General features: G+C 69.9%; 20 protein-coding genes. 12 read left to right on the plus strand and 8 right to left on the minus strand.

What is annotated here, in order from left to right:
• Nucleotides 1-233: 233 nt before the first annotated feature.
• Both HF999_RS19745 and HF999_RS19750 read left to right on the plus strand, forming a co-directional pair.
• A complete protein-coding gene (locus tag HF999_RS19745) occupies nucleotides 234-1,214 on the plus strand; it encodes a heme o synthase (protein ID WP_168547526.1) in 981 nt (326 codons plus the stop codon).
• A 3-nt stretch (nucleotides 1,215-1,217) separates the two neighbouring features.
• Entirely contained in the window at nucleotides 1,218-1,844 is a 627-nt protein-coding gene (locus HF999_RS19750) for a maleylpyruvate isomerase family mycothiol-dependent enzyme (protein ID WP_312854212.1), read from the plus strand.
• Between the two features lie 11 nt (nucleotides 1,845-1,855).
• On the opposite strand, the gene HF999_RS19755 is transcribed toward HF999_RS19750, so the two are convergent.
• Together HF999_RS19755 and HF999_RS19760 are read right to left on the minus strand one after the other, a co-directional pair.
• Nucleotides 1,856-2,422, minus strand: coding sequence for a TetR/AcrR family transcriptional regulator (locus tag HF999_RS19755; protein ID WP_168547527.1), 567 nt, complete (start codon nucleotides 2,420-2,422; stop codon nucleotides 1,856-1,858).
• An 84-nt stretch (nucleotides 2,423-2,506) separates the two neighbouring features.
• Nucleotides 2,507-3,472, minus strand: a complete 966-nt coding sequence (locus HF999_RS19760) for a quinone oxidoreductase family protein (RefSeq protein WP_168547528.1) — start codon at nucleotides 3,470-3,472, stop codon at nucleotides 2,507-2,509.
• An 87-nt stretch (nucleotides 3,473-3,559) separates the two neighbouring features.
• Here HF999_RS19760 and HF999_RS19765 point away from each other — a divergent pair, with 87 nt between their 5' ends.
• The gene (locus HF999_RS19765) at nucleotides 3,560-4,129 is read left to right on the plus strand and encodes a dihydrofolate reductase family protein (protein WP_168547529.1); all 570 of its coding nucleotides are present in this window, start codon (nucleotides 3,560-3,562) and stop codon (nucleotides 4,127-4,129) included.
• Nucleotides 4,130-4,154: 25 nt separating this feature from the next.
• Here the strand turns inward: HF999_RS19765 and HF999_RS19770 are convergent, their stop codons facing one another.
• Genes HF999_RS19770 through mptB form a run of 5 tightly spaced genes read right to left on the minus strand, consistent with a single transcriptional unit; the run spans nucleotide 4,155 to nucleotide 8,988 of the window.
• Entirely contained in the window at nucleotides 4,155-4,448 is a 294-nt protein-coding gene (locus tag HF999_RS19770; RefSeq protein WP_168547530.1) for a hypothetical protein, read from the minus strand.
• The gene (locus tag HF999_RS19775) at nucleotides 4,445-5,425 is read right to left on the minus strand and encodes a COX15/CtaA family protein (protein ID WP_168547531.1); all 981 of its coding nucleotides are present in this window, start codon (nucleotides 5,423-5,425) and stop codon (nucleotides 4,445-4,447) included. The genes HF999_RS19770 and HF999_RS19775 overlap by 4 nt, the downstream gene beginning before the upstream one ends.
• Nucleotides 5,426-5,465: 40 nt before the next feature.
• The gene (locus HF999_RS19780; protein WP_312854213.1) at nucleotides 5,466-6,251 is read right to left on the minus strand and encodes an ABC transporter permease; all 786 of its coding nucleotides are present in this window, start codon (nucleotides 6,249-6,251) and stop codon (nucleotides 5,466-5,468) included.
• A 1-nt stretch (nucleotide 6,252) separates the two neighbouring features.
• Nucleotides 6,253-7,185 carry an ABC transporter ATP-binding protein gene (locus HF999_RS19785; protein ID WP_168547532.1) on the minus strand — a complete coding sequence of 311 codons (933 nt, stop codon included), beginning with the start codon at nucleotides 7,183-7,185 and terminating at the stop codon, nucleotides 6,253-6,255.
• Nucleotides 7,186-7,191: 6 nt separating this feature from the next.
• Nucleotides 7,192-8,988 (minus strand): polyprenol phosphomannose-dependent alpha 1,6 mannosyltransferase MptB, encoded by a 1,797-nt coding sequence (gene mptB, locus HF999_RS19790; RefSeq protein WP_168547533.1) that lies wholly within the window; start codon nucleotides 8,986-8,988, stop codon nucleotides 7,192-7,194.
• Nucleotides 8,989-9,115: 127 nt separating this feature from the next.
• Here mptB and HF999_RS19795 point away from each other — a divergent pair, with 127 nt between their 5' ends.
• The 8 genes from HF999_RS19795 to HF999_RS19830 all read left to right on the plus strand — a co-directional run bounded on the left by HF999_RS19795 (nucleotide 9,116) and on the right by HF999_RS19830 (nucleotide 16,976).
• The gene (locus tag HF999_RS19795; RefSeq protein WP_068569051.1) at nucleotides 9,116-9,820 is read left to right on the plus strand and encodes a helix-turn-helix transcriptional regulator; all 705 of its coding nucleotides are present in this window, start codon (nucleotides 9,116-9,118) and stop codon (nucleotides 9,818-9,820) included.
• Entirely contained in the window at nucleotides 9,817-11,247 is a 1,431-nt protein-coding gene (gene sufB / locus HF999_RS19800) for a Fe-S cluster assembly protein SufB (RefSeq protein WP_068746598.1), read from the plus strand. The genes HF999_RS19795 and sufB overlap by 4 nt, the downstream gene beginning before the upstream one ends.
• Entirely contained in the window at nucleotides 11,248-12,423 is a 1,176-nt protein-coding gene (gene sufD / locus HF999_RS19805) for a Fe-S cluster assembly protein SufD (RefSeq protein WP_168547534.1), read from the plus strand.
• Between the two features lie 20 nt (nucleotides 12,424-12,443).
• Nucleotides 12,444-13,226: a Fe-S cluster assembly ATPase SufC gene (gene sufC / locus HF999_RS19810; protein ID WP_068569048.1), complete on the plus strand. Its 783-nt coding sequence runs from the start codon at nucleotides 12,444-12,446 to the stop codon at nucleotides 13,224-13,226.
• On the plus strand, nucleotides 13,223-14,485 hold the full coding sequence (locus HF999_RS19815) for a cysteine desulfurase (protein ID WP_168547535.1): 1,263 nt from the start codon (nucleotides 13,223-13,225) through the stop codon (nucleotides 14,483-14,485). The genes sufC and HF999_RS19815 overlap by 4 nt, the downstream gene beginning before the upstream one ends.
• A complete protein-coding gene (sufU, locus tag HF999_RS19820) occupies nucleotides 14,485-14,943 on the plus strand; it encodes a Fe-S cluster assembly sulfur transfer protein SufU (protein ID WP_068569046.1) in 459 nt (152 codons plus the stop codon). The genes HF999_RS19815 and sufU overlap by 1 nt, the downstream gene beginning before the upstream one ends.
• Complete coding sequence (locus tag HF999_RS19825; protein ID WP_068569045.1) at nucleotides 14,940-15,335, plus strand: metal-sulfur cluster assembly factor; 396 nt, start codon at nucleotides 14,940-14,942, stop codon at nucleotides 15,333-15,335. Before sufU ends, HF999_RS19825 begins: the two co-directional genes overlap by 4 nt.
• 120 nt (nucleotides 15,336-15,455) lie before the next feature.
• A complete protein-coding gene (locus tag HF999_RS19830; RefSeq protein ID WP_168547536.1) occupies nucleotides 15,456-16,976 on the plus strand; it encodes an AMP-binding protein in 1,521 nt (506 codons plus the stop codon).
• 6 nt (nucleotides 16,977-16,982) lie between these two features.
• On the opposite strand, the gene HF999_RS19835 is transcribed toward HF999_RS19830, so the two are convergent.
• The gene (locus HF999_RS19835) at nucleotides 16,983-17,252 is read right to left on the minus strand and encodes a hypothetical protein (RefSeq protein ID WP_168547537.1); all 270 of its coding nucleotides are present in this window, start codon (nucleotides 17,250-17,252) and stop codon (nucleotides 16,983-16,985) included.
• A 196-nt stretch (nucleotides 17,253-17,448) separates the two neighbouring features.
• Here HF999_RS19835 and HF999_RS19840 point away from each other — a divergent pair, with 196 nt between their 5' ends.
• A complete protein-coding gene (locus tag HF999_RS19840) occupies nucleotides 17,449-18,684 on the plus strand; it encodes an acyl-CoA dehydrogenase family protein (protein ID WP_168547538.1) in 1,236 nt (411 codons plus the stop codon).
• Nucleotides 18,685-18,904: the final 220 nt, after the last annotated feature.

Below are 18,904 nucleotides of genomic sequence, written 5' to 3' on the forward strand. Positions count from 1 at the left end.
GCTCGTGCACGGTCTACGTGAACTGCCGGGTAGCGGGCCGCCGAATCGGAGGGGGCGAACCCGATTCGGCCCAGCGGTGACGGAGGACTACCATGGCTCGTAGTAGATGGGTCTGCGCCGGTCGCGGGCCCGCGGGGGACATACGTCCTCCCGCGCGCAGTCGGTCAGCCCCGAGTGCGAGATCGTCAGAGTCCGGCTCGGCCCGGACCCGTCGGAAGAGAGTGCGGCAGAAGATGGTTTTCAAGGGCGGGCACGGGACGAACACCCCCAGCGCTCGCTCGGCGGCCGCACCGGCACCGTCGTCCTTCGCGGGCCGCGCGGGGCAGACCGTCCTGGCCTACATCGCGCTGACGAAGCCCAAGGTCATCGAGCTGCTGCTGGTCGCGACGATCCCCGTCATGCTGCTGGCGGATCGCGGTCACGTGAACCTGCCGCTCATCCTGTCGACCCTGTTCGGCGGATGGCTGGGCGCGGCCTCGGCGAACACGCTGAACATGGTCGCGGACGCCGATATCGACCAGAAGATGAAGCGCACCGAGCGTCGTCCGCTCGCGCGCCACGCGGTCCCGGTCCGGCACGCGTTGATCTTCGGCCTGGTGCTGGCCGCGGCGTCGTTCGTCTGGTTGTCCCTGATGGCCAACCTGCTCTCCGCCGTGCTGGTGCTGGTCACGATCGCGTTCTACCTGTTCGTGTACACGATGCTGCTCAAGCGTCGCACCTCGCAGAACGTCGTGTGGGGCGGCGCCGCGGGCTGCATGCCGACGCTCGTGGGCTGGTCCGCGGCCACCGGCACCATCGCCTGGCCCGCCATCGTGCTGTTCCTCGTGATCTTCTTCTGGACGCCGCCGCACACCTGGGCGCTGGCCATGCGCTACCGCGAGGACTACAAGGCCGCGGGTGTGCCCATGCTCCCCGTCGTGGCGCCGGAGACCGTCGTCGCGCGGCAGATGGTCTGGTACACCTGGGCCACCGTCATCACCACGCTCGTGCTGATCCCCGCGGCGGGCCTGGTCTACGCGATCGCGGCCGTCCTCTGCGGCGGCTGGTTCCTCTACGCGGTGCACAAGCTGTACGCGCAGACGAAGGCCGGTCAGGAGATCAAGCCGCTCAAGGTGTTCCTGCAGTCGAACAACTACCTGGCCGTGCTGTTCTGCGCCCTGTCGGTGGACTCGATCCTCAACTACAGCACCGTCGGGCACCTGCTCGGACTCTGACCCGTGTCCGGCGATCACGGGCTCTGGCAGCTGATCTTCGCCGAGCGAGCGGCGCTCGCCCGCGATGTCGCGGATCTCACCGACGAGCAATGGGCGACCCCGTCGCTGTGCGCAGGACTGTCCGTGCGCGAGGTGCTCGCCCACCTGACCGCGGGCGCCTCCGACAACCCCGTCATCTGGTTCGCGGGAGTGCTCCGCAACCGGTTCGACTTCGACGCCAATGTCGCCCAGCGGATGGCCAAGCGCCTCGGAGACGATCCGGCCGACACGCTACGTCGCTTTCGGGCCGTCGCGACCAGCAGGACCAAGGCGCCGGTGCCCGTGGTGGCGATGCTCGGTGAGTCGATCGTCCACGCCGAGGACATCCGCCGGCCGTCGGGCCTGCGTCGGGAGTACCCGGGCGAGGCGCTCGCGCGGCTGGCGCGCTTCTACTCGGGGTCCGATCTCATGGTGCCGTCCGCCTCGCGCGCCCGCGGGCTGCGGCTCCGCGCGACCGACGGCGATTTCACGACGGGCTCCGGGCCCGAGGTCGCCGGGACCACCCTGGCACTGGTGATGGCGCTGACGGGGCGGGACGCGTACCTGCCGGAGCTCTCCGGCGACGGCCTCGCGGAGTTCGCCGCGCGCTGAACGCAGGGTCGTCAGCCGAGGTTGAGCGCGGCGGTGACGGTGGCGCGCACGCGCCGGTGCACCTCGTCGGGCGACGACGCGTCGAGCTTCCCGTCGAGGTGCAGGAAGGCGAGTCCGTGGACCAGCGCCCACACGGCGGTGGCGGTGTCCTCGGACGCGGACGCCGGCAGAGTGCTGCGGACCAGCGCGCTCAGGTACGCCTTGATCGCCCCGACCGCCTCGACGCGATCGGGCTCGGTGCCGCAGGGCTCGGCGAACATGGCCCGGAACAGCCCGGTTCGGTGCAGCGCGAAGTTCACGTAGGCGATCGCGATGTCGGCGAGATCCTCCGGGCCCGACGGGGCCGGCGCCGCAGCCGTCAGGGCGGTGGCGAGATCGCGGTACCCGACGGCGGCGACGGCGGAGATCAGGGCGCCCCGGTCGGAGAAGTGCCGGTAGGGGGCGGCCGTGGAGACGCCCGCCCGACGGGCCACGGCGCGCAGCGACAGATCGTTGGCGCCGCCCTCCTCGTCGAGGATCTCGACGGCGGCCCCGACCAGGGCGCTGGGCAGGTCGCCGTGATGGTAGGTCGAGGTCATGGGCTCATACTACAACACTGTGTTGACACCGCTTACATCTCCGGCCGCGCGCGGTGCTCGCGCCCGCCCGGGGCATCAGCGGCGTCAGGGGAGCAGCGCCACCGAGCCCGTGGTGCGGCGCTCCTGCAGGTCGATGTGTGCCTGCTCGGCCTCGGCCAGCGGGTAGGTCGCGCCGACGGCGAACCGCAGCGACCCGTCGCGCAGACCGTCGAGGACGGCGCCGCTGCGCAGCGCGAAATCCTCCGGCGTCGCCACGTGGTGGGTCAGCGTGGGCCGCTGCACGAACAGCGAACCGAGCGGGTTGAGCCGCTGCAGGTCGAACGGGGGTACCGGGCCCGACGCCGCGCCGAACAGCACGACGATGCCCTTGTGCCGGGTGGACTCCAGTGACGCCTCGAAGGTGTCCTTGCCGACCCCGTCGTAGACCGCGGCCACGCCCTCGCCGTCGGTGAGCTCGCGGACGCGGGCCGCGATGCCCTCGTCGTAACGCAGCACCTGCCACGCGCCGGCCTCGCGGGAGAGCGCCTCCTTGGCGTCCGTCGAGACGGTCGTGATGACGCGGGCGCCGAGCGCCGTCGCCATCTGCGTGATGAGCAGGCCGGTGCCGCCCGCGCCCGCATGCACGAGCACGGTGTCGCCCGGCAGCACCGGATGCGAGTCGTGGGTGAGGTAGTGCGCGGTCATGCCCTGCAGCAGGACGGACGCCGCGACCGCGGGCGGCACCCCGTCGGGCACCAGGACCGTGCGGTCGGCCGGGACGGCGACGAGCTCCGCGTACGAGCCCGGGCCGTCGCACCAGGCGATCACGTCGCCGACGGCGCGGCTCGTGACGCCCTCGCCCACCGCGACGATGGTTCCCGATCCCTCGCTGCCCGGGATGTACGGCAGTGGGGTGGGGTAGACGCCCTCGCGGATGTAGGTGTCGATGAAGTTCACGCCGATGGCGCTCGTGCGGACCAGCACCTGTCCGGGACCCGGCACCGGATCGGGTGCCTCGCCGTAGGTCAGGACATCAGGGCCGCCGTGTTCGGTCACAGTGATCGCGCGCATGGCTCATCTCTACCGCACGCGGTGTGGCAGGGTCGACGGGGCTGCGGAATCCGGCCGCGCGTGCCCCACGACCGAGGAGTCCCATCAGTGCGTTCACTCGTGTACTACGTCGCCGTCTCGCTGGACGGCCGGATCGCCGGCCCCGAGGGCCAGTACGACTTCTACCCGGTCGACGAGGAGTACTCGCGGCAGATGAACGAGGAGTGGGGTGACGGGCTGCCCACCGGCCTGCACGAGGCCCTCGGGATCACCCCGCCGCTCACGAAGTGGGACACGGTCGTCATGGGGACGACCACGTACCGGATCGGGTCGGACGTGGGCGTCACGGACCCGTACTCGCACCTGCGCACGGTCGTCTACTCGCGGTCGCTGGACCCCGCGGACTTCCCGGCCGTCGAGGTGGTGGCGGAGGACCCGGTCGAGCACATGCGTGCGCTCAAACAGGAGGAGGGCGGCGACATCTGGCTGTGCGGCGGGGGAGCGCTCGCCGCGACGCTCGCACCGGAGGTCGACAGGCTGGTGCTGAAGATCTACCCGGTGACCGCGGGCGACGGGGTGCCGCTGTTCGCGGGCGGCTTCGCGCCGCAGCAGTGGAAGCTGGTCTCGCACCGCGCCTTCGACATCGGGGTGATCCTCGCGCAGTACGAGCGCGCCTGATCGGCGGGCCCGGAGGCCGCCGGCCCTAGCGGCTGTGCGCCCGGTAGCCGGCCATCCGCTCGTGGTGGCCGGGCTCGGTGGTGGCCTTGCTGACCAGCTCGCGGTCCCATTCGGAGGTGTCGAGGCCGGCCTTCTCGGCCGCGTCCTTCGCCTGCGCCGGGTTCGCGACGATCTGGTCGCCCATGATCCCGTCGCCACCGACGAGGGTGATGCGCACGCCCTCCTCGCCCATGTTCTGCAGCACGGCGGTGGCACCGCCGTGCTTCGCGGCGAAGCCCTTCAGGCGGGAGACGACGTTGCCGGGTGCCTGATCACTCATACGGCCAGCTTATCGGTCGTGCGGTCCGATCCGCGCACCACCCGTGCCGACATCAGCCGGTACAGGATCGCCGTCTCGGCGATCACCGACATCGCGCCCGCGACGTGCAGCACGACCAGCAGCGCGGGGACGCCGGCGAAGTACTGGACCACGCCGATCAGCGACTGCGCCGCGACCACGACGAACAGGATCTTCACCCGGCGCCGCACGGCCTCGCTCGACGGTCCGCGGGCGATGAGCACGGCGGCCGCGATCAGGATAGCCACGTAGACCGCGACCAGGGCGCCGTGCAGCGAGGACAGCAGCGGGATCGAGACATCGAGGCGGTCGATGGCCTTCGGGTTGGTGCGGTCGCCCGCATGCGGGCCCGCGGCGGTGACGATCATGCCGGCCGTGAGCACCAGCGCCATCACCACGACGGAAGCGGCGACGAGGCGCCGGGCCCCGGCGGGCGCGGTCTCGATCTCGGCCCCGTCGTCGGGTTCGGCGACCTTGGCGTACAGCGTGGCGGCCAGCCAGACCATCGCGCAGGAGACGAGCATGTGGGCGCCGACCACCCACCAGCGCAGGCCGGTCAGCACGGTGATGCCGCCGAGAATGCCCTGCGCGAACGTGGACAGGGGCATGATCCACGCGTAGACCAGGATCTCGCGCCGCCGTCGGGCGCGAGTGACGGCGAGCACGATCGCGATCGAGGTGGTCACCACGATCCACACCGCGATCTGCCGGTTCCCGAACTCGATCGCCTGATGCCACCACGGGACCGCATCCTGCGGGATCGGCAGGAGCGAGTCGTCGAAGCACTTGGGCCAGGTGGGGCACCCCAGGCCCGAACCGGTCACGCGCACCACCGAGCCGGTGACGGCGATGAGCGCCTGGGAGAGCAGCACGGCGAGCGCGAGCCGCCGCTGCGTCTTCACGCTGGGCAGCGGTAGGCGATCGACGAGGCGCAGGAAGAGTTGGTACACGCCGATCATCGTACGTGTGCCGGCGCGGGCTACTACGACCTGTAGTGGATTAGCCGGTGAAACGGAACAGTCGCACGGCCGCCGCGGAGCCCACCACGCCCCACGCCAGGAGCACGGCCATCCCGAACCAGTCGACGGTGCCGGCGTCCGCGGCGCGGGTCAGGGCCTCGGTCAGTGCGCCCGACGGTGCCACCCTCGCGATCCACACGACCGCGTCGGGAACGTGTGCGTGCATCACGACGAGTGAGCCGATCGCGGCCAGCACGAACCACAGGAGATTCGCCAGCGCGAGCACGATCTCCGCCTTGAGCGTGCCGCCCAGCAGCAGCCCGAGCGAGGCGAACGCGAACACGCCCAGCGCGAGGATCGGCACCCACAGCAGCAGCCCGAGCGGCTCGGGCCGCCAGTCGAGCGCGAGACCGATCCCGCCGATGATCACCGCCTGCAGAATCACGACGAGGACCACCGCCAGCGTCTTCCCCGCGATGACGCCCCACCGGGGCAGCGGCGTCGCGCCGAGCCTCTTGAGCGCGCCGTAGCGCCGGTCGAAGCCGACGGCGATCGCCTGCCCGGTGAACGCGGTCGACATCACCGCGACGGCCATGATCGCCGGGACCAGGGAGCCGATCCGGGTCGCCTCGTCGCCGATCGGCAGCACCGTGAATCCGATGAGCAGCGCGATCGGGATGAACATGGTCAGCAGGAGCTGCTCGCCGTTGCGCAGCAGCAGCGTCAGCTCCATCCGGGTCTGCGCCGCGAGCATCGCCGCCGGGCGGGCGGCCTCGGGGTTGGGCAGGAAGGTGCCGCGGGCGAAGCGGGGCTCGGTTCGGGTCACGTCATCCCCTCAGATCGCGGCCGGTCAGGTCCAGGAACACGTCCTGCAGGGTCCGCGTCCCCACCCGCAGGTCGGTGATCAGCGCGCCCTGCGCGGCGAGGTACGCGGCGGTGTCCGCGACGACGGTCGGCGTCACCTCGGCGCCGCGCACCACGTAGGTCGAGCCGTGCGCGTCGGTCGAATCCACCGCCGCCGTGAAGCCGTGGCCGAGCCGGGCCGCGAGGGCCGCGGTGTCCAGGCCCGACGGTGCGCTCACGCGCAGTTCGTGCTCCGCACCGGCCCGGGTGAGCTCCTCCGGCGTACCGTCGGCCACCGCGCGGCCGCGGTCGATGATGACGACCCGGTCCGCGAGGGCCTCGGCCTCGTCGAGGAGGTGGGTGGTGAGCAGGACGGTGACCCCGTCGCGGCGCAGCGCGGCGATGAGGTCCCAGACGAGGAGGCGGGCCTGCGCGTCGAGCCCGGCGGTCGGCTCGTCGAGGAAGACCAGTTCGGGGCGCCCGACGAGGGCGCAGGCCAGGGCGAGGCGCTGCTGCTGTCCACCGGAGAGCCGGCGGTAGCTGACGTTCACCACGTCCTGCAGTCCCAGCGTCGAGAGCAGCCAGTCGGGGTCGTGGGGGTTCGCGGCGTACGCGGCCACGAGCCGGAGCATCTCGCCGGTCTTCGCACCGGGATAGGCGCCGCCGCCCTGCAGCATGACGCCGATCCGGGGCTTGAGGCGGGCCGCGTCGGCGACCGGGTCGAGCCCGAGGACCTCGACGGTGCCGGAGTCGGGGGAGCCGAAGCCCTCGCACAGTTCGACGGTGGTGGTCTTACCGGCGCCGTTGGGGCCGAGCAGGGCCAGGACGCTGCCGCGCTCCACGGTGAGGTCGAGTCCGTCGACGGCGACGACGTCGCCGAATCGTTTGGTGACGGAGGTCGCGGACAGTGCGGGCACGGGAGATCAGCGTACTCGGCCGCGCGCGAGCCGCCGCTCGCGCCTGCGGGGCAGCTCGAAGGCCAGGTACACGGCCAGCGCCACGATCACGACGGTGCTCATCCCGGCCTTGGCGATGACATAGGGCTCGATCTCGCCGCCGTTGGGCATGAGCATCACCGACACCACGCTCGAGACGATCACCGCGGCCAGGCGGAAGCCGGGCGCCGTGGCCCACGCGGCCAGCGGGACGATGGCCCACAGCAGGTACCAGGGCTGGACCACCGGGAACAGTAGGACGAGCGCGGCCATCGAGATGCCGAGGGCGCCGACCGCGTGGATCCGGCCGGACAGGGTCGCGAGGAGCATGCGCAGCACGATCACCGCGGCCAGCGCGGCGGCGATCGGACGCGTGATGGCGAGGATCGCGGTGGTGTGGTCGCCGAGTCCCAGCAGGACGCCGACCAACCCGGTCGCCATGCCGAGGACCGTGGGGATCGACATCCACGAGCGGACCCGATTGGCCCCGCCCAGGGTCCCCGCGTCCAACCAGCCGTAACCCAGCCCGGTCACCTGGCAGACGACGACCACCACGATCACCAGCACGATCGCGAGGAAGCCGGCGGACAGCGCGACGGCGATCGGCGTGCGGCCCAGATCCGGCCGGAACTCCCGGATCGCGGTGCGCCAGTCGCGCAACCGCCCGCCGATGTCCGGGAAGGTGCCGCCCAGGCGCCGGGCGAGCGCCATGCCGATGAAGCCGAGCGCGAGCACGGAGGTGATCTTGATCAGGCTCGACGCGGCGATCGTCGCAGCGCCGGCGGTGAGCAGCCACCCGGTCCGGGTGGGCATCCATCCGTCCAGGAATCGTCGGCCGGAGGAGATCGCCCGCAGCGACCACTCCATGCCCACGAGCATCATCCCGAGCATGAGGCTCTCGTTGTGGATGCCCGCGATGAGATGGAAGATGACCAGCGGATTCGCGGCCCCGAGCCACAGGGCGGCCACCTCGTTGACGCCGCAGCGGCGGGCGAGCCGGGGGAGCGCCCACACGATCATCGCGACGCCGGCGAGCGCCAGCAGTCGGTGCGCGATCACGCCGGCGACCACGTTCTCCCCGGTCAGGGCCGTGATGCCGCGCCCCAGGTAGAGGAACAGGGGGCCGTACGGGGCGGGCGTGTCGCGCCAGATGTTGGGCACCGAGCGGGTGAAGACGTGGTCGATCCCGAGCGCCTTGGCGGGGCCGATGGCATAGGGGTCGAGGCCGCGCGCCGTGATCTCCGATTGCGCGAGGTAGGAGTAGACGTCCTTGCTGAACATCGGCGGGGCGAAGAGGAAGGGCAGCACCCACAGCGCGAGGATCCGGTCGAAGCCGCGGCGGGTGAGCCGGCGCGGCTGCGCGGGCACGGTGTGCGCGTTCGGGTTCAGGTACCCGATCGTGTACCGGCGCAGCAGCACCCACGCGATCATCAGCATCGCCGTGCCGACCATCGTCACCGTCAGCGCCGTGGACTGCATGCGGAACATCAGGCCGATGAGCCTGCGCCCGGCGATCGGGTTCTGCACCACCGGGAACGAGCCCACGCCCAGCGCGCCGAACGCGATGAGCACCGCCCCGACGCCGCCGAAGGTGGCGATCCTGCGGACCGTCCGCTTCTCCTGCGCGTTGAGGTCCGGGTACTGCTGCTCGTCGGTGTGCAGCCGGTTCACCGCGCCGCCCGCGCCCTGCGATCCCTGGTCCGACGGTGCCCCGTCGGGCTTGGTCAGGCCGAGGTAGTCCGCGAAGGTGCGCACGGGGGCGGGGAGGGAAGGGGTAGCGCGCACGTCCGCAAGAGTAGACGGTGGGCCGCACGTCCCGGGGCCGTCCGCCCGCTCAGTCCGGTCGCTCACCGGGGCTGAGCTTAGCCTGACCTTGCTGGAAGTGCTGGACGAATTAGGAAACAATCGTGTTGTGAAAAGCGAGCAGCACGAGGTTCACGCCTCGACGGCACAGCGTGACGGGGACACCCGTGACGCCGTGGTCGCGCTGCTCATGAACCGGGGCCAGGCCACCGCGGCCGATATCGGCGAGGCCCTGGGGATCACGACCACCGCCGTCCGCCGCCATCTCGACAATCTGCTCGAGGCGGGCGACGTGACGGTGGCGGCACCGTCGGGCCTGGCCAACCGCGGCCGGGGGCGCCCCGCCAAGGAGTTCCTGCTGACGCCCGCGGGGCGCCGGCAACTCGGGCAGGGGTACGACGTCCTCGCGGTCGACGCGCTGCGCGCGCTCCGCGAGGTCGGCGGCGAGGAGGCCGTGCGTGCGTTCGCGCGGCGCCGCGCCGAGCAGGCCATGAGCTCCGTCGGCGCAGCCCCCGGGCCGCAGGACCCGGTGGACGGCGCCCGTAGGATCGCGGCGGCCCTGTCGGCCGCCGGATTCAACGCCGATGCCCGGGAAGTGGGCAACGGCGTCCAGATCTGCCAGCACCACTGCCCGGTGTCGGAGGTCGCAGCCGAGTTCCCCGAATTGTGCGAGGCCGAAATTTCGGCGTTCGAGCAGGCGTTGGGAACACATGTACAGCGTTTGGCCACCATCGCCAATGGTGACCGCGCATGCACCACCCACGTGCCCCTCGAGCGCGTGGTACCGCGAGCAACCGCTAAGGAGCTTCGATGACAACGGTCGAGAACGGCCCGCTGTCCCAGGAGGAGACGATCGCGTCCCTGGGCACCTACGGCTACGGGTGGCACGATTCCGATGCCGCCGGCGCCTCGGCGCAGCGAGGCCTGTCCGAGGCCGTCGTCGCCGACATCTCGGGCAAGAAGAACGAGTCCGAGTGGATGCTGAACCAGCGACTCAAGGCGCTGAGCATCTTCGAGAAGAAGCCGATGCCCACCTGGGGCAGCGACCTCGACGGCATCGACTTCGACAACATCAAGTACTTCGTGCGCTCCTCGGAGAAGCAGGCCGAGTCCTGGGAGGACCTGCCCGAGGACATCAAGAACACCTACGACAAGCTCGGCATCCCCGAGGCGGAGAAGCAGCGCCTCGTCGCCGGTGTCGCTGCGCAGTACGAGTCCGAGGTGGTCTACCACTCGATCCGCGAGGATCTGGAGGAGAAGGGTGTCATCTTCCTCGACACCGACACCGGCCTCAAGGAGCACCCGGAGCTGTTCGAGGAGTACTTCGGCTCGGTCATCCCCGCGGGCGACAACAAGTTCTCCGCGCTGAACACCGCCGTGTGGTCGGGCGGCTCGTTCATCTACGTGCCCAAGGGCGTCCACGTGGACATCCCGCTGCAGGCCTACTTCCGGATCAACACCGAGAACATGGGCCAGTTCGAGCGCACGCTGATCATCGTCGACGAGGACGCCTATGTGCACTACGTCGAGGGCTGCACCGCGCCGATCTACAAGTCGGATTCGCTGCACTCCGCCGTGGTCGAGATCGTCGTCAAGAAGGGCGGCCGCTGCCGCTACACGACCATCCAGAACTGGTCGAACAATGTCTACAACCTGGTCACCAAGCGCGCCAAGGCCGAGGCCGGCGCCACCATGGAGTGGATCGACGGCAACATCGGCTCCAAGGTCACCATGAAGTACCCGGCCGTGTGGATGATGGGCGAGCACGCCAAGGGCGAGGTGCTCTCCGTGGCCTTCGCCGGCGAGGGCCAGCACCAGGACACCGGCTCGAAGATGGTGCACTTCGCGCCGAACACCTCGAGCAACATCGTCAGCAAGTCGGTCGCCCGCGGCGGCGGCCGGGCCAGCTACCGCGGCCTGATCCAGATCAACAAGGGCGCGCACGGCAGCAAGTCCACGGTCAAGTGCGATGCGCTGCTGGTCGACACGATCTCCCGGTCCGACACGTACCCGTACGTGGACATCCGCGAGGACGACGTGACGATGGGCCACGAGGCCACCGTCTCGAAGGTCTCCGACGACCAGCTGTTCTACCTGATGAGCCGCGGCCTCACCGAGGACGAGGCCATGGCCATGGTGGTGCGCGGCTTCGTCGAGCCGATCGCCAAGGAGCTGCCGATGGAGTACGCGCTCGAGCTGAACCGCCTGATCGAGCTTCAGATGGAAGGGTCCGTGGGCTAAGTGAGCAACACTCTCAACGAGGCTGTCGAGGCACATCCCGTCGCCAACAAGGGCGAGCTGTTCACGTCCTTCGACGCGGCGGCCTTCGAGATCCCCAGCCACCGCGACGAGGCGTGGCGGTTCACCCCGCTGCGCCGCCTGCGGGGCCTGCACGACGGTTCCGCGCAGGCCGACGGTGCCGTGACCGCCACCGTCGACGCGACGCCCGAGGGCGTGTCCTTCGAGACCGTCGCCAAGGGCGACGAGCGGCTCGGCCAGGGTGGTACGCCGTTCGATCGCGTTGCGGCGCAGGCCTTCACGTCCATGACGGAGGGCTTCGTGCTCACCGTCGCCAAGGAGGCGGAGGTCGCGGAGCCGGTCTTCGTCCGCATCGCCGGCCCCGGCGAGGGCAAGACCTCCTTCACGCACATCCAGGTGCGGCTCGAGCGCCACGCCCGCGCCGTGGTCGTGCTCGACCACACCGGCTCCGGCACGGTGGCCGAGAACGTCGAGGTCATCCTGGGCGACGGTGCGTCGCTCCAGATCATCGACGCGCAGGACTTCGCCGACGACGCGGTGTGGGTCACGCAGCACCACGTCCGCGTGGGCCGCGACGCCCATGTCCGGCACTTCGCCGTGCAGCTCGGCGGCGAGCTGGTCCGCATGACCCCCCGCGTGCAGTTCGACGCGCCCGGCGGCAACGCCGAGCTGTTCGGCCTGTACTTCGCCGACGACGGCCAGCACCTCGAGCAGCGCCTGCTGGTCGATCATGCGGTGCCGCACTGCAAGTCGAACGTGATCTACAAGGGCGCGTTGCAGGGCGATCCGTCGTCCAAGCTGCCCGACGCGCACACCGTCTGGGTGGGTGACGTGCTGATCCGCGCCGAGGCCGAGGGCACCGACACCTTCGAGCTCAACCGTAACCTGGTGCTCACCGACGGCGCGCGCGCCGATTCGGTGCCGAACCTGGAGATCGAGACCGGCGAGATCGAGGGCGCGGGCCACGCCAGCGCCACCGGCCGGTTCGACGACGAGCAGCTCTTCTACCTGCGTTCGCGCGGCATCCCGGAGGACGAGGCGCGCCGCCTCGTGGTCCGCGGCTTCTTCCAGGAGCTGATCGACCGGATCTCCGTCCCCGAGCTGCGCGAGCGACTCGCCGCCGCCATCGAACACGAACTCGCCACCGCCGGCGTCTGATACTCGAAGAAGGAATTACGTTGTCTACTCTGGAAATCCGTGATCTGCACGTCAACGTCGTGCAGGCGGACGAGAACGCCGAGCCGATCGAGATCCTCAAGGGCGTCGACCTGACCATCAAGTCCGGCGAGACCCACGCGATCATGGGCCCCAACGGCTCCGGCAAGTCCACGCTGAGCTACGCCATCGCGGGCCACCCCAAGTACGAGGTCACGCAGGGCACGATCACGCTCGACGGTGAGGACGTGCTGTCGATGACAGTCGACGAGCGCGCCCGCGCCGGCCTGTTCCTGGCCATGCAGTACCCCGTCGAGGTGCCCGGCGTCTCCATGTCCAACTTCCTGCGCTCGGCCGCCACCGCGGTCCGTGGCGAGGCCCCGAAGCTGCGGCACTGGGTCAAGGAGGTCAAGGACGCGATGGGCGAGCTGTCCATCGATGCGCAGTTCGGCGAGCGTTCGGTCAACGAGGGCTTCTCCGGCGGCGAGAAGAAGCGTCACGAGATCCTGCAGCTGGGTCTGCTCAAGCCGAAGTTCGCCATCCTCGACGAGACCGACTCGGGCCTCGACGTCGACGCCCTGCGCGTCGTCTCCGAGGGCGTGAACCGCTACGCGGAGCGCGAGCACGGCGGCATCCTGCTCATCACGCACTACACCCGCATCCTGCGCTACATCCACCCCGAGTTCGTGCACGTCTTCGTGAACGGCCGGATCGTGGAGTCGGGCGGCCCCGAGCTGGCCGACGAGTTGGAGGAGAACGGCTACGTGCGGTTCACCCAGGGCTCGGTAGCTGGCGCAGGGGCATGACCACAACGACCTTCGACGTGACGGCCGTGCGGCAGGATTTCCCGATCCTCGCCCGCACGGTCCGTGACGACAAGCCGCTGGTCTACCTGGACTCCGGGGCCACCTCGCAGCGCCCGCGCCCGGTGCTCGACGCCGAGTGGGAGTTCCTCACCACGCACAACGCCGCGGTGCACCGCGGCGCGCACCAGCTGGCCGAGGAGGCCACCGACGCGTACGAGGACGCGCGCGCCGCGATCGCGGAATTCGTGCGGGTCTCGCCGGACGAGCTGGTGTTCACCAAGAACGCCACGGAGTCGCTGAACCTGGTGGCGTACACCCTCGGTGACGATCGCTCGGCCGTCGTGCTGGGCGGGCACCGCCTGCGTGAGGGCGACACGGTCGTGGTCACCGAGCTCGAGCATCACGCGAACCTGGTGCCCTGGCAGGAGCTGTGCCGGCGCACCGGAGCCACCCTCAAGTGGTACGGCGTCACCGACGACGGCCGCATCGACCTCGACTCGCTGGAGCTCGACGAGTCGGTGAAGATCGTCGCGTTCACGCACGCCTCCAACGTGACCGGCGCGATCGCGCCGGTGCCGGAGCTGGTGGCGCGGGCCCGTGCGGTCGGTGCCGTGGTCGTCCTCGACGCCTGCCAGTCGGTACCGCACAGCCCCGTCGACCTCGCGGCGCTGGACGTGGACTTCGCCGCGTTCTCGGGCCACAAGATGTACGGCCCGTCGGGTGTCGGCGTCCTGTACGGCAAGCGTGAGATCCTCACCCAGCTCCCGCCGTTCATCACGGGCGGCTCGATGATCGAGACCGTCACGATGGAGGTTTCGACCTACGCCGCGCCGCCGCAGCGGTTCGAGGCGGGCGTCCCGATGACCTCGCAGGTCGTGGGCCTCGGTGCTGCGGTGAAGTACCTGACCGCACTGGGCATGGACACGGTCGCGGCGCACGAGCACGCGCTCGTGAGCGCCGCGCTCGATCGGCTCGGCGCCATCGAGGGGCTCCGGATCATCGGGCCCACCGAGAACCGGGACCGCGGCAGCGCGGTCTCGTTCGTGGTCGACGGGATCCACGCCCACGACCTCGGGCAGGTGCTCGACGACGAGGGCGTCGCGATCCGCGTGGGCCACCACTGCGCGTGGCCCCTGCACCGCCGGTTCGGCGTGGCCGCGACCGCGCGCGCGTCCTTCGGCGTCTACAACACCGCTGCTGAGGTGGACGTGCTCGGCGACGCGATCGTCAAGGCCCAGAAGTTCTTCGGGGTGATCTGATGCGCATGGAGCAGATGTACCAGGACGTGATCCTGGACCACTACAAGCACCCGCACCACCGCGGGCTGCGCGAGCCCTTCGGGGCCGAGGTCCACCACGTCAATCCCACGTGCGGGGACGAGGTGACCCTCCGGGTGCAGCTCTCCGACGACCACGAGACCGTCACCGACGTCTCGTACGACGGGCAGGGCTGCTCCATCTCGCAGGCGTCGACGTCCGTCCTCACCGACCAGGTGATCGGCGCGCCCGTCGGCGAGGCCCTGAAGATGTTGCAGTCGTACACCGAGATGCTGCAGTCCCGTGGTCAGCTCGAGGGCGACGAGGACCTCATCGGCGACGGCATCGCCTTCGTCGGCGTCTCGAAGTACCCGGCGCGCGTGAAGTGCGCGCTGCTCGGCTGGATGGCGTTCAAGGACGCCCTGTCCCAGATCATCGACTCGGAGGAGAAGACGGCATGAGCGAAAATGCTGCCGAGGCCACTGCGGCTGAGGCGACCGCGGCCGAACCGGCGCAGGCCGGCGACAATCCGCTGAACCTGCCCACCCTGTTCGACGTCGAGGAGGCCATGCGCGACGTGGTCGATCCCGAGCTGGGTATCAACGTGGTCGATCTGGGCCTCGTCTACGACCTCAAGGTGGACGACGATGCCGCCGTCCTCATCGACATGACGCTCACCTCGGCGGCGTGCCCGCTGCAGGACGTCATCGAGGACCAGACCCGCGCCGCGCTGGTCACCTCCGGGCTGGCCACCGACGCGAAGATCAACTGGGTCTGGCTGCCGCCGTGGGGCCCGGACAAGATCACCGACGACGGTCGCGAGCAGCTCCGCGCCCTCGGCTTCACGGTCTAGGGGCGCGGGCCGGGCGGCACGGCATCGGTGTCCGTGCGCGCACCGGGGAGCACCTACCCATATGGACGGGTTTTGTCCTATTTCACGGTGAAAAGTCCAGTGCCGCAATATCATGTCGCCATGTTCGTTGACCTGGGTGTACGTGATTTCCTGGATAGAGCCGAGCTCGTGTATCCCGACCGGGTGGGGATGGTCGACGAGCCCGACCAGTCGGCACCGTCGTGGGGGGAGAAGACTTACGCCGAGATGGCGGCGCTGGCCCGCGGGCAGGCCGCGCGGCTCGACGAGCTCGGCGTGCCCGTGGGCGGCCGGGTCGCGATCGTTTCGCAGAACGCAGCGCGCCTGCTGACCTCGTTCTTCGGCGTCTCCGGCTGGGGCCGGATCCTGGTCCCGATCAACTTCCGCCTCGCACCGGCGGAGGTCGAGTACATCGTCGAGGATTCCGGTGCGGAGGTGTTGATCGTCGACCCCGAGGTCGAGCACCTCCTCGATACCGTCACCGCGAAGCACGTCTTCGTGTTCGGCCGCGATGACGATGCGATCTTCGGCGCCACCGCCGCACCGCGCCCCTGGGCGGGCGATGAGACCGCCACGGCCACCATCAATTACACCTCCGGCACCACCGCGCGGCCGAAGGGCGTGCAGCTCACGCATCGGAACCTGTGGCTCAACGCCACCACCTTCGGCCTGCACATGTCGCTCACCGACAACGACGTGCTGCTGCACACGCTGCCCATGTTCCACGCCAACGGCTGGGGAATGCCCTTCGCCGCCACGGGAGTCGGGATCAAGCACGTCGTCCTCCGCAAGGTCGACGGTGCCGAGATCCTCCGCCGGGTACGTGATCATGGCGTCACCGTCATGTGCGCGGCCCCCGCCGTGGTCACGGCGGCGCTCGACGCGGCCGCCGAGTGGGTCGGCCCGATTCCGGGGAGCGGCACGGTCCGCGTCATCTGCGCGGGCGCCCCGCCGCCCACGCGCATCATCCACCGCGTCCGATTCGAACTGGGCTGGGAGTTCATCCAGATCTACGGCCTCACCGAGACCTCGCCGCTCCTCACGGTGAACCGCGAGCGTGCGGAGTGGGCCGCCGACGACCCGATGGAGGTGGCGCGCAGGCTGGGTCGCGCCGGGGCCCCGGCGCTCGGCGTGCGGCTCAAGATCGACGAGGACGGCGAAATCCTCGCCCGCACCAACCATGCACTCACGGCCTACTGGAACAAGCCGGTCGAGACCGCCGAGGCGCTCGAGGGCGACTGGTTCCACACCGGTGACCGGGGGACCTTCGAGGGTGGCTACCTCACGATCGCCGACCGCAAGAAGGATGTCATCATCTCCGGCGGTGAGAACGTCACCTCCATCGAGGTCGAGGACGCGTTGGCGCTGCATCCCGCCGTGCGCGAGGTGGCCGTGATCGGTATCCCCGACGAGAAGTGGGGCGAACTGGTGACGGCGATCGTCGTGGCTGACGGCGTCACCTCGGAGGAGCTCATCACCCACACCCGCGAGCACCTCGCCGGCTACAAGTGCCCCAAGCGGATCGACTTCGTCAGCGAGCTGCCCCGCACCGCGACCGGCAAGATCCAGAAGTTCCTGCTGCGCTCGCCCTTCTGGGACTCCTTGGAGCGCAAGGTCAACTGACGCCTCTCACGCGTGCCAGGCCGTCGCGCCGACGTTGTCGATCATCCGCTGCAGCGAGCGGATCGTGGTGATGTACTCGTCGTCCGTGACGCCCTCGCGGATGGTCGCGAGGGCTGCGTGGACGTCGGACCAGGTCTCCTCCCGGCGCTGCCGCCCCGTCGGGCTGACAGTGAGGGCACCGTCGACCTCGAGGAGTAGCCCGGTCGCGACCAGGGCGAGCGCGTCCGGGCGGAGGGCGTCGTCGGTGTCGACGAAGCCGCGGTGGAACTCGACCACCTCGTCGATCGTGACCGCCGCGGGCCGGTCGGCGACGTAGTTGAGCGTCCACCGCTGGAGGTCTCCATGCCGACGACGCTAATTCCTCAATGATGCTTCAGGTCAAGGGTGCTTTCGGAGGTTCGGCGCACCGTCTGGGTGTCGGGGTGGGATGATGAGACCCAACGATAGAACACGTTCTACGCAGGAGGATGCCGTGTTCGAGTGGTCCGACGAAGACCTGATGGTGCGCGACGCGCTGCGCGCGTTCATCGACAAGGAGATCCGCCCGCACGTCGACGAGCTGGAGACGGGCGTCCTGCCGCCCTACGACATCACTCGGAAGATGCTGCGGACCTTCGGCATCGACCAGGTCAACCGGGAGAACCTCGCGGCGGAGCTCGCCGCCGAGGAGGCGGGGGAGAAGCCCGGGGCCCCCGGTGGTGGTGGAGCCTCCAGCACCTTGTCTTCGTCGATGTTCCTCATCCTCAACGTCGAGATGGCCGGGGTCAGCCTCGGCCTCATCGGCTCGATGGGCGTCTCGATGGGGCTGACGGTGTCCACCATCAAGTCCCGCGGCACCCTCGCGCAGAAGAAGCGCTGGCTGCCCGAGCTGGTCACCATGGAGAAGGTGGGCGCCTGGGCGATCACGGAGCCCGACAGCGGCTCGGACGCGCTCGGGGGCATGAAGACGACGGTGCGCCGCGACGGCTCCGGCGGCTACATCCTCAAGGGACAGAAGACCTTCATCACCAACGGCCCGCACGCCGACACGATCGTCGTCTTCGCCAAGCTCGACGAGGGCGACGGTACGCCGATCCGCGACCGCAAGGTGCTCACCTTCGTGCTGGACACGGGCATGGAGGGGCTCACCCAGGGCAAGGCCTTCAAGAAGATGGGCATGATGAGCTCGCCCACCGGAGAGCTGTTCTTCGACGACGTCCACCTCAGCGCGGACCGGCTGCTCGGCGAGACCGAGGAGACGCCGGGCGGCGGCGGGGCGTCGGCGAAGGCCGGCTTCACCGCCGAGCGCATCGGCATCGCGGCGCTGAGTCTGGGCATCATCAACGAGGCACAGCGGCTGTCGATCGACTACGCCCGCTCCCGCACCCTGTGGGGTCAGGAGATCGGGAAGTTCCAGCTCATCCAGCTCAAGCTCGCCGAGATGGAGGTGGCCCGGATCAACGTCCAGAACATGCTGTTCACGGCCATCGAGGCCTCCCGGGCCGGGAAACCGCCGACGCTGGCGCAGGCGTCAGCCATGAAGCTCTACAGCTCGCGGGCCGCGACCGAGGTGGCGATGGAGGCCGTGCAGCTCTTCGGCGGCAACGGCTACATGGCCGAGTACCGCGTGGAGCAGCTCGCCCGCGACGCCAAGTCGCTGATGATCTACGCGGGGAGCAACGAGATCCAGGTGACGCACGTGGCGAAGGGACTGCTGCGCGGCGAATAGCCCGTCCCCTGCACCACCGGCCGGCACCTCGCGATGAGGGCCGGCCGGTGGCGTATTACCTGGTGCAGACGGATCAGGGGATGGTGATGACCTGTGGCAGATAGGGCTTGTCGGTACCGCGGGTCCGGCGAGTTGGTACCGCTGTTCCGGCGACCCGGAACCGGCCCGCGCGTGAGGCGGGCCGGCACCGTCGGGGGTTACTCCCAGTAGCCGGTGGTCG

Source organism: Tsukamurella spumae, from assembly GCF_012396015.1.
In the GTDB taxonomy this organism is placed as follows: domain Bacteria; phylum Actinomycetota; class Actinomycetes; order Mycobacteriales; family Mycobacteriaceae; genus Tsukamurella; species Tsukamurella spumae.